The sequence below is a fragment of the Ancalomicrobiaceae bacterium S20 genome (assembly GCA_040269895.1).
Classification (GTDB): Bacteria; Pseudomonadota; Alphaproteobacteria; order Rhizobiales; family Ancalomicrobiaceae; genus Methyloraptor; species Methyloraptor flagellatus.
On sequence record CP158568.1, the window covers coordinates 1,138,766 to 1,152,814 of the forward strand.

11 protein-coding genes and 1 pseudogene are annotated in these 14,049 nt (G+C 69.9%); 8 read left to right on the forward strand and 4 right to left on the reverse strand.

What is annotated here, in order from left to right:
* The 7 genes from ABS361_05495 to ABS361_05525 are packed head-to-tail and all read left to right on the forward strand — an operon-like array spanning position 1 to position 7,908.
* A complete protein-coding gene (locus tag ABS361_05495) occupies positions 1–1,158 on the forward strand; it encodes an NAD/NADP octopine/nopaline dehydrogenase family protein (GenBank protein XBY45724.1) in 1,158 nt (385 codons plus the stop codon).
* Positions 1,158–3,083, forward strand: coding sequence for an IucA/IucC family protein (locus tag ABS361_05500; GenBank protein ID XBY45725.1), 1,926 nt, complete (start codon positions 1,158–1,160; stop codon positions 3,081–3,083). The genes ABS361_05495 and ABS361_05500 overlap by 1 nt, the downstream gene beginning before the upstream one ends.
* On the forward strand, positions 3,080–4,360 hold the full coding sequence (locus ABS361_05505; protein ID XBY45726.1) for an MFS transporter: 1,281 nt from the start codon (positions 3,080–3,082) through the stop codon (positions 4,358–4,360). The genes ABS361_05500 and ABS361_05505 overlap by 4 nt, the downstream gene beginning before the upstream one ends.
* Positions 4,357–4,812, forward strand: coding sequence for a ParB N-terminal domain-containing protein (locus ABS361_05510; GenBank protein ID XBY45727.1), 456 nt, complete (start codon positions 4,357–4,359; stop codon positions 4,810–4,812). Before ABS361_05505 ends, ABS361_05510 begins: the two co-directional genes overlap by 4 nt.
* Positions 4,809–6,011, forward strand: coding sequence for an ABC transporter substrate-binding protein (locus tag ABS361_05515; GenBank protein ID XBY45728.1), 1,203 nt, complete (start codon positions 4,809–4,811; stop codon positions 6,009–6,011). The genes ABS361_05510 and ABS361_05515 overlap by 4 nt, the downstream gene beginning before the upstream one ends.
* On the forward strand, positions 6,008–7,093 hold the full coding sequence (locus ABS361_05520) for an iron ABC transporter permease (GenBank protein ID XBY45729.1): 1,086 nt from the start codon (positions 6,008–6,010) through the stop codon (positions 7,091–7,093). The genes ABS361_05515 and ABS361_05520 overlap by 4 nt, the downstream gene beginning before the upstream one ends.
* Entirely contained in the window at positions 7,090–7,908 is an 819-nt protein-coding gene (locus ABS361_05525) for an ABC transporter ATP-binding protein (GenBank protein XBY45730.1), read from the forward strand. Before ABS361_05520 ends, ABS361_05525 begins: the two co-directional genes overlap by 4 nt.
* A 16-nt stretch (positions 7,909–7,924) precedes the next feature.
* Here ABS361_05525 and ABS361_05530 read toward each other — a convergent pair whose 3' ends face one another.
* The 4 genes and pseudogenes from ABS361_05530 to ABS361_05545 form a co-directional block, all read right to left on the reverse strand.
* Positions 7,925–8,455: an invasion associated locus B family protein gene (locus ABS361_05530; GenBank protein XBY45731.1), complete on the reverse strand. Its 531-nt coding sequence runs from the start codon at positions 8,453–8,455 to the stop codon at positions 7,925–7,927.
* 271 nt (positions 8,456–8,726) lie between these two features.
* A complete protein-coding gene (locus ABS361_05535; GenBank protein ID XBY46820.1) occupies positions 8,727–9,668 on the reverse strand; it encodes an autotransporter outer membrane beta-barrel domain-containing protein in 942 nt (313 codons plus the stop codon).
* Positions 9,610–11,922: pseudogene (locus tag ABS361_05540) on the reverse strand (autotransporter-associated beta strand repeat-containing protein). Before ABS361_05540 ends, ABS361_05535 begins: the two are co-directional and overlap by 59 nt.
* A 312-nt stretch (positions 11,923–12,234) precedes the next feature.
* Entirely contained in the window at positions 12,235–13,110 is an 876-nt protein-coding gene (locus ABS361_05545) for a hypothetical protein (protein XBY45732.1), read from the reverse strand.
* A gap of 453 nt (positions 13,111–13,563) precedes the next feature.
* On the opposite strand from ABS361_05545, the gene ABS361_05550 reads away from it, so the two are divergent.
* Positions 13,564–13,788 (forward strand): hypothetical protein, encoded by a 225-nt coding sequence (locus ABS361_05550; protein ID XBY45733.1) that lies wholly within the window; start codon positions 13,564–13,566, stop codon positions 13,786–13,788.
* The last annotated feature ends 261 nt before the right edge of the window (positions 13,789–14,049 follow it).

The following is a 14,049-nucleotide window of genomic DNA, read 5'->3' on the forward strand; positions in this document are numbered from 1 at the left end:
ATGCGGGCGCTCAATGTCACCGTGTGCGGCGGCGGCCGCACCGGCCATCTCGACGCGGCCCTGTTCGCCCGCCGCGACGGCGTGCGCGTCACCTGGCTGACCGGCAATGCCGCGCTCGCGGCGGGCGCCGCGGGAGAGCGTACCGACGGGCAGGGTATCGCCATCCACTGGCCGGACGGATCGATCGCGTTCGGCCGTCCGGACCGGATCACCACCGACCCGGCCGCCGCGGTCGGCGAGGCCGATGTCGTGGTGATCACGGTGCCGGCGCAGGCGCGGCCCGATCTGGTCGCCCGCATCGCGCCGCATCTCCCGCGCGACAAACCGGTGTTCCTCGGCGCGATCCCGGGCTTCTGCGGCTTCGACTGGCTCGCCGGCGGCCTCGTCGCCGATCGGCCGAACGTTGTCGTCTGGGGCATGAAAGACGTGCCGCATACCGCCTTCGACTGCGTCGCGGGGACCGCGATCCGCGTCGGCGGCGCCAAGGAGCGGCTGCATGTCGCGACGCGGGGCACGCCGTCGCCGGCGCTGCGCGACGCCCTGCACCGGCATCTCGAACGCCTGTTCGCGATCCCGGTCGACATGCTCGCCGACTATCTGGAGATCACGCTGACGCCGGGCAATCCGATCATGCATGCCTCGGTGATCTACGGCCTGATCGGGCCCTATGGCCAGTGGCACCGGCGCCCCTTGCCGGAGGGCCTGTGCTGGTGGAGCGACTGCCCGGAGCTCGGCGCCTATTTCCTGGAGCGGACCGACGAGGAGAACCAGCGGATCAAGGCGGCGCTCGAGGCGCGGCTCGGGATCGATCTCGGTTCGGTCAAACCGCTGAAAACCGAGATCGTCGAGGCCTATGGCGACCAGATCGCCGACGCCGCCACCATGCTCTCGGTGCTGCGGACCAACCGGGCCTATGCCGGCATTCCCGCGCCGGTCGCGCACGACCCGGCGCTCGGCGGCGCCACCATCGATCCGGCGAGCCGGGCGTTCCGGGAGGATGTCGCCTTCGGCCTGACGCTGCTGGTCGAGATGGGCCGGCGGCTCGATCTGGCGACGCCTCACATGAGCGAGATCCTCGACTGGAGCGTCGCCCGTATGGGCGGGCTCGGGCGCTCGGCGCTCGACTATGTGCCCGCAAACTGGCCGGAGGTGGCGTGATGGCCGTCGAACCGATCCGAGCTGCCCGCGTCGAGACGCCGGCCGGCGCTCCCGATCCCCACCAGGCGGTCGCGCGCCGCAACGGGTTGCGGCGCCTCGTCCGCTGCCTGTTCGCCGAAGGCATCGTCGACCGGCGGAAACTCGTCGTTCCGCCGGGGACGACCACGGCCCGCATGGTGCTGGCCGGGCAGGGCGGCACACTGGAGTTCGAGCGGCTGACGCGCGCGCCGGCCGATACGGTCCTGCTCGACAGCGACATCGTGCATGTCGCGCCGGACGGACGTCGGACCCGTGTCGAGACGCCGGCCGCGCTCATCGCGCTGCTGCGCCGGGATTTCGCCTTCGACCTGCCGGAGGCGGGGCTCGCCAGGCTCGTCGCCGACATGGACGACAGCATGGCCAATGACGCGGCGGCGCGGGCGTTCCGGGTCGACTGGAACGCCGATCTCGACCGCCGCGCCGCGGAAGTCGGGGCGCCCGATCTCGCCGCCTGTCTGCTGTGCCGCGCGACGCCGGCGGAGGCGTCCGCACTGCTCGATCGCTGGGGGGCGCTCGAAGGCCATCCGTTCCATCCGACCTGGAAATCCCGGCCGGATCTCTCGGCGGCCGAGGTGGCCGCGCTGTCGCCGGAGTTCGACGCCCGCGTCTATCTCCGGCTCGGCGCGATCCGGCGCGACATGGTCCATCTCGAAACCATGCCGCGCGTCGCCGACGCGAACGCCTGGTTCGCGGAGGCCTATCCGACGGCCTTCGCGGCCTGGCATGCCGGCATGACCGCGCGCGGCCTCGATCCGGCGAGCTGGCTGCCGCTGCCGATCCATCCCTGGCATCTCGAGGCGCATGTGCGTTCGAACTACGCCGAGGAGATCGCCGAGGGCATCCTGATCGTCGACGGACCGACGCTGCAGACCGCGCCGAGCATGTCGTTCCGCACCATGATGCCGGTCGCGCCGGCCGATGCGCCGCATGTGAAGCTGCCGATCGCGCTCTGGATGACCAGCGAGCAGCGCAGCCTGCAGGCGAAGTCGATCCACATGGGGCCGCGCAACAGCGCGGTCATCGAGGCGATCCTCGCCCGCGAAGGCGGCTTCGGCGGCCGGCTGGCGATCTTCCCCGAGGAGGTCGCCTATCACTATCGCCATGCCGAGCGGCAGGATGATGCGCCGGGGCGGTTCCTCTCGGTGGTGTTCCGCTCGGTGAAGGCGGTCTTCGCCGATTGCGCGGGGCTGCTGCCGGTTCCGGCAGCGGCGCTGTTCGCCGGGCTGCCCGGCTCGGGGTTGCCCGGCTCGGGGCGGCCGTTCTTCACGGCGCTGGTCGAGGCCGAGGGGCAGGTCGCCACCGTGGCACGCATCGAGGCGTTCTTCCGGCGCTACGTGCGGACGGTGGTTCGGCCGGTGATCGCGATCCATCTGCTCTACGGCATCGGTCTCGAGGCGCATCAGCAGAACACCATCGTCGCCTTCGACAAGTCGGGCGCGGCGGTGCGGACGCTGGTCCGCGACTTCGGCGACGGCCGCAGCTTCGCGCCGCTGTTGCGGGCGCAGGGCTTGTCGTTGGAGCCGTACCGGCATCCGCGCATCCTGCCGACCGTGTTCGAGGACGATATCGAGCCGGTGCGCGCGCTGGTGATGAACGCCTGTTTCGTCTGCCATCTGCATGCGCTGGCCCTGGCCATCAGCCGCGAATACGGGCTCGGCTCCGATCGGCTCTGGGCCGTGCTCGCCGAGGAGACGGCGGCGGCGTTCGAGGCGGTGCGCGACCGGGTCGCGCCGGATCTGTGGCGGCAGGAGCGCGCCGCGTTCCTGGAGGCGCCGTGGATCGGGCGCTCGCTGCTGCGCATGCACATGGAGACCTACGTCGACTACCGCCGCCAGCACGGGCTCACCAACCCGCTCGCCGGGCACGTCGCGGCGGAGGTCCGATGAGCGGGGTGTCCGAGGCCGGCCTCGTGCGTCTGTTGTTCGCGATCCAGTTCGTCACCATGGGCGCCATGGAGATGAGCGGGCCGTTCTGGCCCGTGCGGGTCCGGGAACTCGGCGGCGCCGGGGCCGCGGCGGGCGTCGCCGATACGCTCGTCTATGTCGCGCCGATGCTCGGCATCGCCGCGACCGGGGCGTTCTGGGGGCGGATGGGCGACCGCTACGGCCACCGGGCGATGATGTTGCGCGCGCTCGCCGGGCTGGCGCTGACGCAGCTCGCGCTCGCCTTAGCGACCGACGTCTGGCTCGTGCTCGTGCTGCGCTTCATCCAGGGCGCCTGTGCCGGGTTCTCGGCGCCGGCGCAGGCCTATGGCGTTTCGCTGGTGGCGCAGGAGCGGCGCGGGCGGCTGTTCGCCTTCCTGCAGATCTCGACCAATGTCGGCTCGCTCGCCGGTGCGGTGTTCGGCGGCTGGCTGCTCGACCGGGCCGGGTTCGCCATGATCAATCTCGGCGCGGCCACGCTCTGCGCGGCATCGTTCGGCGCCGTGGTCGTGCTGCTGCCGGCGGTCGCGGCATCGCCGCGGGGTACCGGGCGGGGCCGTGACCGGGCCGAGGCCGGGGCATGCACGGGCCCGGTGTTGGTGCCGCTGATCGTCGGCCTGCTGGTCGTCCATGCCGCCCTGCTGGCGACCCGGCTGATGCCGCAGTCGATCTTCAGCCTCTATGTCGCCTCGACCTTCGTCGCGCCGCATTGGCTGGTCGGGCTCTGCTACGGGCTGCTCGCGACCGGCTTCATCGTCTCGGCGCTCTGGTGGGCGCGGGTGTTCGAGCGGCGCGGGCTCTCCGAGGCGTTACGGCTGCTCGGAGGCGTCGTGCTCGCTTGCGGCGTGCTGACCGCGGCGGCCGCCGCCACCCGCGACATCGTCCTTTTCGCGGCGCTGCAGTTCCTCTGGGGCGTCTGCCTCGGCGCCACCACGCCGGTGCTGACCGCGCTCGTGTCGCGCGCCGCGCCGGCCGATCGTCAGGGGCAGGTGCTCGGCATCGTCCAGAGCACCGCGCAGATCGCCTCGATCACCGGGATCGCGCTCGGCGGCGCCGTGGCGGCGCTGTGGCGGCCGGGGGCGGTCTACCCGGCCGTCTCGGGCCTCTATGTCGCGACCGCGATCCTGATCCTCGTCGTGGAGCGCAGGTTCGCAGGCACATTCGCGCGCGCAGCGGTCGCGCGCCCGACCACCGCGCCTGCCGCGCGCGGTCCCGCCCAGCCCAAGGAGACCTTGCCATGAGCCATCCCGACTTCGCGCTCCTGCCACCCTGCGATATCCGGCCGACCGAAGAGATCCTGCCGGACCGTGTGGCTGAGGTCGTCGCCATGATCCGCGGCCGCCGCGCCTGGACCCGGCCGATCGCGGTCGAGGCGTCGAGCCGGGCGCTGCTCGACGGGCACCATCGGCTCGCGGCGGCGGCGATCCTCGGGCTCGAACGCGTGCCGGTGCAGTTCTTCGATTATGACGAGGTCGAGCTGACCTCCTGGCGGGTTGACTTCGCGCCGACCCGCCGCGAGGTGATCGACCGGGCGCTGAGCGGCCGGCTCTATCCGCACAAGACCACGCGTCACCACTTTCCGGCGCGTCCGGCCGTCGTGATCGCGCTCGATGCACTCGGCGCCGCACCGGTGCTTCCGGCATTGGTCCCGGGCGGACGCGTGGCCGCGCCGTTCCACGGGGCCCTGGCATGACCGGACGCAGATCGACGCGCCGAAGGTCGGCGGCAGCGGATGCGGGGCGCCGGCGGTTCCTCGCGGGCGGCGTGGCGCTGGCCGGCGCCATGCTGGCCGGGTTGGGCCGCCCCGGTCGGGCAGCGCCGAGCGGCGGGATCACCGTCACCGACATTCTCGGCCGCAGCGTGACGGTCGCGGGGCCGGTCGAGCGCGTGATCCTCGGCGAGGGGCGGCAGATCGCGTTCGTCGCCGCCCTCGACCGGGAGGCGCCGTTCCGGCGCGTGGTCGGCTGGCGTGACGACCTGATCAAGTCCGATCCCGCGACCTTTGATGCCTACCGCGCCCGCTTTCCCGACATCGCTTCACTGCCGCGGTTCGGCACGGTGTCGACCGGCGGCTTCGACGTGGAGCGGGCCATCGCGCTCGCGCCTGATCTCGTCGTGTTCAATGTCGAGGCGCGCGGCTCGATCGACGAGAGCCGCGTCGTCGACAAGCTGGCGAGCGTCGGCATTCCCTGTGTTTTCATCGATTTCCGTGATCGGCCGTTCGAGCACACCGAGCCGTCGATGCGGATCCTCGGCCGGCTGTTCGGCCGCGAGGATGTGGCAGAGGCGATGATCGCGTTCCGGCGTGCTGAGATCGCGCGCGTGACCGAGCGGCTGGCCGCGCATCCGGATCTCGTCCGGCCGCTCGTCGAGATCGACCGGATTCCGGGGACGACCGACGACTGCTGCCTGTCGTTCGGAGCGGAGAATTTCGGCCGCGTGGTCGAAATTGCCGGCGGGCGCAATCTCGGCAGCGCGCTCATTCCCGGCACATTCGGCATCCTGAACCCCGAGGCGATCGTGGCGGCCGATCCGGCGGTGGTGATCGCCACCGGCGGCAATTGGCAGGCGATCGCGCCGGGCGGCGGCTGGGTCGGGCTCGGCCCGGGAGCCGATCTTGCCGAGGCGCGGCGTCGGCTCGCCGCGCTGATGCGGCGGCCGGCCTTCGTCGAGACCTCGGCGGTCCGCACCGGTCGGGTCCATGCGATCTGGCACCAGTTCTACAACACGCCCTATCAGTTCGTCGCCGTGCAGGTGATCGCGCGCTGGCTCCACCCGGAGCTCTTCGCCGATCTCGATCCGGATGCGACGTTCCGGACCTTGCACGAGCGCTTCCTGCCGGTCGCCTACCGTCCGGGCTATTGGGTCGATCTCGTCGAGAGGGCGCCATGAGCGAGGCGGCTCCCATCGAGGCGGCGCCGGCGCGGGCGAGGGCGAACCCGACCCGCCGGCGTTATCGGACGCTCGTCGTGCGGCGTCTCGTGATCCTCGGCGCCCTCGCGCTCGTGGTGATCGGCGGGCTCGTCGCCGATCTCATGCTCGGGCCGGCGCGTTACAGTGTCGGCGACGTGGTCGCGGCGATCCTGTCGCCGGAGGCGGTCAGGCCGGCGGTGCGGGTGGTGATCTGGGACATCCGGCTGCCGGTGGCGCTGATGGCGGTGCTGACCGGCGCGTCGCTCGCGATCGCGGGCGCGCTGATGCAGACGATCCTCAACAATCCGCTCGCGAGCCCCTTCACGCTCGGGATCTCGGCCGCTGCCGGCTTCGGCGCCTCGCTGGCGCTGGCCTTCGGCGTCGCGCTGGTGCCGCTCGCGCCGGACTATGTCGTCCCGCTCAACGCCTTCGTCATGGCGGCGGCGGCAGCGCTCCTGATCCATGCGCTCGCCCGGCTCAGGGGCGTCACCGGCGAGACCATGATCCTGGTCGGCATCGCGCTGGTGTTCACCTTCAACGCGCTCATGTCGCTGCTGCAGTTCTTCTCGTCCGATCAGGCGCTGGCGGCGATCGTGTTCTGGACCATGGGCAGCCTGACCAAGGCGACCTGGACCAAGCTCGCGCTGACCGGCGCGGTCCTCGCGCTCGTGCTGCCGTTCTTCGTGCGCAACGCCTGGGCGCTGACTGCGCTTCGGCTCGGCGACGACAAGGCGGCGAGCTTCGGCGTGCCGGTCGGGCGGCTCCGGCTGCAGACCATGCTGCTGGTCAGCCTGCTCGCGGCGGTGCCTGTCTCCTTCGTCGGCACGATCGGCTTCGTCGGCATCGTCGGACCGCACATCGCGCGGCTGCTCGTCGGCGAGGAGCAGCGCTACTTCCTGCCGGCCTCGGCGCTCGCCGGCGCGGCGATCCTGTCGGTCGCGTCGGTCGCCTCGAAGTCGATCCTGCCGGGGCTCGTGTTTCCGATCAGCATCGTCACCGCGCTGATCGGCCTGCCATTCTTCTTCGCTCTCGTTCTCGGCGGCCGGAGGCACGCATCGTGATCGAACTCCGTCTCGACGACGTCCGGGTCGCGCACGGCCGCGTGCCGATCCTCCACGGCATCTCGACGCCGCCCCTGCGCGGCGGCGAGGTGGTCGCGGTGATCGGACCGAACGCGGCCGGCAAGTCGACGCTGATGCGGCGTATCGCAGGGCTGGTCGGCGGCGCCGGCACGGTGTCGCTGACGGGCACGAGCCGCGTCGCGGGGCGGCGGGTGCCGAGCTGTTGCTACATGCCGCAGGATGGCGCGGTCGCGGCGGCGCTCAGCGTCTACGAGGCGGTGCTGCTGGCGCTGAAACAGGGCGCGTCCTGGGGCGTGACCGATGCGGATCTCGGCCGCGTCGAGCGGGTGCTCGACGACTTGCGGCTCACCGATCTCGGTTTCCGTTCGATGGCGCGATTGTCCGGCGGCCAGCGTCAGCTCGTGTCGCTGGCCGAGACGCTGGTGCGCGAGCCGGACCTCGCGCTGCTCGACGAGCCGACCAGTGCACTCGACCTCAGCCGCCAGATCGAGATCCTCGACCATGTCCGCGGCGTGGCGCGGCAGCGCGGCACCTGCGTGCTGATCTCGATCCACGATCTCAATCAGGCGCTCAGGATCGCGGACACGGTGCTGGTGCTCGACGGCGGGCGTCTCGTCGCGCTCGGGCCGCCGGCGGCGGTGATCACGCCGGCGCTGCTGCGTACGGTCTACGGGGTCGAGGCGCGTGTGGAGGCCGCAGGATCGGCGGGCCTGCATGTGCTGGTCGACGGCCTGTCGGGCTTGCGCAAGGCTCCGGGCGGGACAGGGGCCGCGACCGCGATCGCGGCACCCTGAATGCAGCCGATCGGCCTTACTTGGTCAGGTCGGCGACGCGGTTCAGCGCCGAGGACAGGCCCTTGAGCGAGATCGTGAACACGACCGGCTCGGTCTGGCCGAGCACGCCGACGGTGACGGTGAGTGCCTTGCCGGCCTTGAGCTTGTTGATGGCATCGGTCTCGAACACGAGCGGCACGAGGCAGCCCTGCTGGACGCAGACCGAGAAGGGCTGCATGGCGCCGAGCGCGGCGTCATCGATCTTCAGCTGGGCGCCGGAGGCGAGCGACAGGCCGAGCGGCAGCAGCAGCCCGCCGCGATACTTGCCGTCCGGAGCCTTCGTGATCTCGGCGGTGAGGACGTGCTGGTTGGTCTGGCTCTTCGCCTGGACCTGCCGGACCACGCAGGTCGGAGCGTTGTTCTGCATCTGGCAGACGACGTTCCAGTCGTCGTAGCTCTCCGTCAGCGAACTGGCGCCACCCGGCAGCGGCGCCGCGCTGGCGGAGCCGGCCATGAGGCCGGCCAGGAGAAGCGCGGCGGTCCGGGCGACGGTGCGGCATGCGAGCATTTCGAAAATCCCTCTGAAATCCGACCTATGCGTACAGTGTCTGTCGGATCGACGCGACGACAAAAACGGTGGGCAATTCCGATCCCGGCATGCGAATGCTCGGTCATTCGGACCAGACCTCGTCCGGCCCGCGGGCGGCGATCCTTCGGATCGGCGCGAGCGATAGCGGAGCAGGCGAGGGCAGGCGAGCGCCCGGCGGCTCTCGTAACACGTGGTCAGGGCTGTTGCTATGCGGGTGCCGGCCACCAGCCATCAAGGCCTGGTGATCGGTTCAGAACCTCAGCGTCAGCCGGCCGCGGAACGTATTCTCCTGGAGACCGCGTCCGAACTGGCCGCCGTAAGTGGCTGAAAGCACGGCGCTGTCGCCGAGCCCGACATCGATGCTGGCGCCGATCTGCGCACTGTCGCGGGCGAAGGGCGCGCCGGCAACGGCGAAGGGTCGCGATCCGCTGGCGAAGGATGCGGTCGCGGACGGCGCGACGTCGCCGAAGGCGTGGACCCAGGCGAAGCTCAGGCTCGGCGTGATCGACAGGTAGGGCATCGGATCGAACCGGCCGCCGAGGCGCAGGCCGAGGCTCGAGAACACCGTGTCCGTGTCGCGGGGCGCTATCGCGAGGGCCGCGTCGACGCCGCTCTCGGTCGCGCCACCGGCACCGACATGGACATAGGCGAGGCCGGCGAAGGGCTCGACCGAGAGCCTGTCGAACCGGGCCGTGTAGCTCGCCTCGCCGAACACCTGCGTGGTGGCCGCGCGATATCCGGCGTTGTTCGCTTCGCTGAAGCCGGGGAAGGCGACGGTGCGGCGCATGGCGATATCGTGCCAGGTGTGGGTCACGCCGGCCTTGAGGCCGACCGCGCCGAAGCGGCCGCCGAGATAGGCGCCGAGATCGTAGTTGTCGATCGTGCCGGACGTGGAGCGCGCGGCGACCTTCAGCGTCGAGCGGCTGTAGCCGCCGACGATGCCGAGACGCCAGGTCTGGTCGAGCGCGACGTCGGCTCCGCCGAAGCCGCCGGCGATGCCGGTCCGCACCGTCGCGGCGTTGCCGTTACCGAAGACGTTGCCCCAGGCACCGAAGCCCTGGAACCAGACGGTCGGCGCGAAGCCGGGCGCGAGCGGCGCGGCCGTCGCGCCGCTCGCCGCTACGCCATCGTCCGCGGCACTGCCCGCCTCGAAGCGCCTGACCCAGTCGGGCGCCGACAGCGTCGCGCAGATGCGACGATTGCGAGAGCAGGATCGCGCCGGTCGAGGCGTAGGCCTCGCCCGAGAGGGCGTCGAAGGCGGCGGGCACCGCGTCGGGGGTGAGGCCGACGAGCGCGCCGTAGAGCCGCCGGGTGGTAGCGAGCGTTTCGGCCGCCGTGGCGGGTGCGCGCTGGTTCGCCGTCACCGTGCGGCTCGCGAAGGTGATCGTGTTTCGATCGAGCGTCAGCACGACGTCGTTGGCGCCGTAGGAGAGCACGGGCGTCAGGAAGGCGAGGTTCGACGTCGCGGTCGTGAAGGTGCCGTTCACGCCGCCGTCGGCGTGCAGGATGGTCCGGCTCGTCGTCGCGCCGTAATTGCCGGTCGCGGCATTGACCGCCACGGTGCCGCCGGTCAGCGTCGCGCTGCCGGTCGCGGTGATCAGGTCGTGGTCGCCTGCCGCGGTCATGTCGACGCTGTACACCGAGCCGGGCTGGAACGCGACATTGCCGGTGACGGTGAGCGTGCCCGGCGAATAACCCGGTGCGGCGGTGCCGCCGCTCGTGACGGTGAGGTTCGCGATCGTGCCGATGCCGGAGATCGTGGCGCCGGCATCGATCGTGTAGCTCGCCGGCGATACGGCCCCGCGCGCGAGTACGAAGTTCGTACCCGCGATGCTGATCGTGCCGGTGAATCCGCCGCCGGTGCCGGTGAAGCTCGCGGTCCCGCCGCCGAGGATGGAAACCGTGCCCGAGCCGGAGAGCGCGGTCGGGAATTGATAGGTGCCGCTGCGGTTGAACACGAGCCGGGCATTGTTGACGATATTGCCCTGGATGGAGCCGGTGCCGCCGCCATTGCCGATCTGGAGCGTGCCCTGGGCGATCGTCGTGCCGCCGGTGTAGGTGCTGTCGCCGGTCAGGATCAGCGTGCCTGGGCCCGTCTTGGTCAGCGAGCCCGAGCCGGAGATCGCGCCGGGCAGGGTGATCGAGCCCGAGCGATCGATCACGAGTGTCCCGTTATTGGCGATGTCGCCGACGATCGAGCCGGTGCTGCCGCCATTGCCGATCCGGAGCGTCCCGCCGGCGATCGTGGTGCCGCCGGTATAGGTGCTGTCGCCGGTCAGGATCAGCGTGCCGTACGCGGTCCTGGCGAGCGACCCGGAGCCTGAGATCGCGCTGGAGAGGGTGAACGGGTCCCAGGAGCGATCGATCACCAGGCGCCCGTTGTTGACGATGTCGCCGACAACCGAACCTTCGGAGCCGCCGTCGCCGAACGTGAGGGTGGCGTTGTCAATCGTGGTGACGCCCGTATAGGTGTTGTCGCGGAGCATCACAGTTGTGCCGCCGCCCGTCAGCGTAACGCTTCCTGTTCCCGAGATCTCTCCGTAGACGCGGATGCGGCCTGGTTGGTTGTACTGCAGCACTGCATTATTCGTGATTCGATCTGCAAAAAAACTGCCGGCTCCCATCCGCAGCGTACCCTCCGCGACCGTAACATGGTCCACGAACAACGAGCTGGTGACTGTGAGCGTGCCGGTCCCGCGCTTCACGATGTCGCCTGGACGACCGAAAACGATCCCCGCGTAGGTCTGGTCGTAGGGGCTGTTGAATTCCAGCGTTCCGCCGGCCACGATGTACACGTTGCCGATAATCGACCCGCCCGGCCCGATCTGGAGCGTGCCTCCAGCGCGGTCGATTATGGTTCCGCCGGAATAGGTGTTCGCGCCGGTCAAAACGAGGGTGCCTGGCCCCCCCTTGGTGAGGGTGCTGCCATCGGTGATCACGCCGGACAGCGTGAGCGTGGTTCCTGCGTCTTGGACGAGCATGCCGCCGTTTGCGATGTATACGTTCCTGGACGTCGCGAAGCTGTCGGTGGTCTGCAGCCGACCGGTGGAGCCGACGTAGAGCATTCCTCCCGGGGCGCCGAGATTGGCATCCGACCCGATCAATAGGTACCCGCCGCCACCGAGCCAAGGCCGGTCGCCCGGGCGCCACGTGCCGCCCCCGATCGACGTATATCCGGTGTAGGTGTTCGTGCCGGTCAGGGTCAGCCAGCCGTCTCCGTAAACCTCGAGATTGCCCGGACCCGAGATCACGCCCGACAATGTCACTGTTCCTCGACCCGTGTCGAAGTTCGTCGTGCCGCCGGGGAGCGTGATCGGCATTGACGATGAGGTGACGCTGCCGGCGCGCGCGGGCGGACGATCGAACGCCGGCCATAGCAGGGCGAGCACCGCGGCGCTGGTCAGAAGGCGGCGCCTGCGCGCGTAGGTCTTTGCCGATCCGGCCATGCGATACCCTGACCAACAGCCGCTTCGGCGTCGTCGGCGCAGCCTATCGACGTGTCGGGACGTGAAAAATCAGCATTCGCCGAGCGTCGCCCTTATCCCGACGGGTTGCAGCCGCGTGTTGCGGTTGCGTCACGCTTTGGAAAGGTGCCCACACCCTTGTCCTATCGCGGCCTGATGTTGCCAAAGGCGGACGCGGCGAGGCTCCCGCCGTGCAAGACGGATGGTGCTCGATTCGCATCGGTCGCGCAGGGCGTCGGTGGCGCAGGGCATCGGCCGGCCGAGCGTCGGTCGATAGGGCGTCGCGCGGCCGGGTCAGCCCCAGGCCGCGAAGGCGCGTTCGATGATGCCGAGCTTGTCGGCCTGATAAGCCGCGTAGTCCTGGAAGAATGTCGGCGAGATCCAGAGCCGCGAATGGAAGCGCCGGTCGCTCCAGCCGAGGATGCCGGCCTCCTCGGCCTCGCGGAACTTGCGCTGCAGGTGGCCTTGCGAGATCGAGACCATCTCGCAGAGCTCGTCGAGCGAGTGCCACTTCAGCGGAATCGGTCCGGTGCCGGTGACCTCGCCCTCGATGCCGACGATCAGCCAGTCCATGACGATGCCGCCATCGGCCATCCAGGTGAAATGCGAAAACGACGGCGGTGGCCAGCGGACGCGGGCGGACCGCAGCAGTTCCCGGCAGATCGGCGGATGGACGCGCTCGAGCGCGGTCGGGTCATCGCGGAAGCGCTTGCCGCGGCCGCCATCGCCGCCGGGGCCTTCGATCTGGTCGAGCGTATCGAGGTGGGTCGCGATCCAGCTCTCGAAGAAATGCCGGCCCGAAGCGCTGAGACCGAGCGGCCGCCGGCGCCGGTCGCGGCCGGCCGGCTTGGCCTCGATCATCTGATAATGCATGGCGGTCTTCAGGAAGCCCTCGGCCGCGCTACGGCTGGCGACGCGCTGCTCGGTCGCGGCATCGAGGAAGTCCGACGCGAAGGTCTGTTGTTCGTCGCTCTCCAGGGTGAGCGCCGCGAAGATATGGGCGAACAGCCAATGATGCTGGGTGGCGAAGATCCGCGCGCGCGGACGGTCCCGGAGGCTCAGGGCCAGCCTGCTCTGCGTCTGGGCGCGCAGCACCGTCGCGAATCGCGGGTGGCGATGGAGGCCGGTCCCCGTCGATGGGACGGCCGAGATCGTGGCTTCAAGCAACATGATCGGTGCTCGCCCTTGTTACTCCCCGGACCGAATGCCGTTCGTCGTCCCGCTCGACGGCGAGAGCGCGGCGTTCTTTCGCGGACGTGGTTTCCGCCCAGTCGCAAACGGTCGTCGCGCCCGGTCATCGTAGCTGCGCTGCCGCAACAGGGAAACGTCAAAATTTGACGCGACGCAGTTTTGTAAGATTTCGGCTAGATCAATTTCGCATTTCATAGCCGAAACATGTTTCCCGTGTGTTGCGATGGGCTGAAATTTCAACTCTGCTCAAATACACCCCGAAATGTTCGGGGCGCTTCTGTTGATCGGATCGCCCAAAACGGCTCATAAGGAGGGGGACCAGCGGCCGAGATGCCGTCTGGGCTTCGTTTGATACAATTTACTTAGGGTAAGTGTCTGGCCATGTTCGTTACCCGTCTTCGTTCTGTCTGTCTCGGCTCGTTGCTGATCCTGGTGTCCGCAGCCCCGAGTTTCGCCGATGCCGACGACGTCGCGTGGATCAAGCGCTGCGTGTCGGACAATGCCGACCAGGGGCAGAGCGCCGAGACGATCTCGGTCTACTGCACCTGCATGAATTCGAAGATGTCGTCGACCGAGACGCTGTCCATCACGGCCTGGGAGAAGGCGCATCCGGTCGAGACCGAGGCCTGTTCGAAGCAGGCGAACTGGAAGAAGTGACATGAACCGTCGCGGCGCGTGCCCGGTCCGGGTCGCGCCGCGGCGGTCCGGTTCGGCCTGGCCGACTGCGCGTCGAGCATGCGCGTTCGACCCGGCCGGCCGCAGGGCAGTCCGTTTCGCGGTGCCTCGCACCGAAGGCCGACCGCTCGGTTGCCGGCGACGCCGTCACGGCGTCGCCGGCTATCGTCGTCGGGGCCACGCAGACGGTCTCGATGTTCGATGAACCTCATGCCGCAGTGACCAGCATCGGGGGGCGTTTTT

Bases quoted from the DNA above. Each gene is read 5' to 3' on its own strand.
- ABS361_05505 (XBY45726.1), top strand. From the start codon at position 3,080: ATGAGCGGGGTGTCCGAGGCCGGCCTCGTGCGTCTGTTGTTCGCGATC.
- ABS361_05510 (XBY45727.1), top strand. From the start codon at position 4,357: ATGAGCCATCCCGACTTCGCGCTCCTGCCACCCTGCGATATCCGGCCG.
- ABS361_05545 (XBY45732.1), bottom strand. From the start codon at position 13,110: ATGTTGCTTGAAGCCACGATCTCGGCCGTCCCATCGACGGGGACCGGC.
- ABS361_05500 (XBY45725.1), top strand. From the start codon at position 1,158: ATGGCCGTCGAACCGATCCGAGCTGCCCGCGTCGAGACGCCGGCCGGC.
- ABS361_05530 (XBY45731.1), bottom strand. From the start codon at position 8,455: ATGCTCGCATGCCGCACCGTCGCCCGGACCGCCGCGCTTCTCCTGGCC.
- ABS361_05515 (XBY45728.1), top strand. From the start codon at position 4,809: ATGACCGGACGCAGATCGACGCGCCGAAGGTCGGCGGCAGCGGATGCG.
- ABS361_05495 (XBY45724.1), top strand. From the start codon at position 1: ATGCGGGCGCTCAATGTCACCGTGTGCGGCGGCGGCCGCACCGGCCAT.
- ABS361_05520 (XBY45729.1), top strand. From the start codon at position 6,008: ATGAGCGAGGCGGCTCCCATCGAGGCGGCGCCGGCGCGGGCGAGGGCG.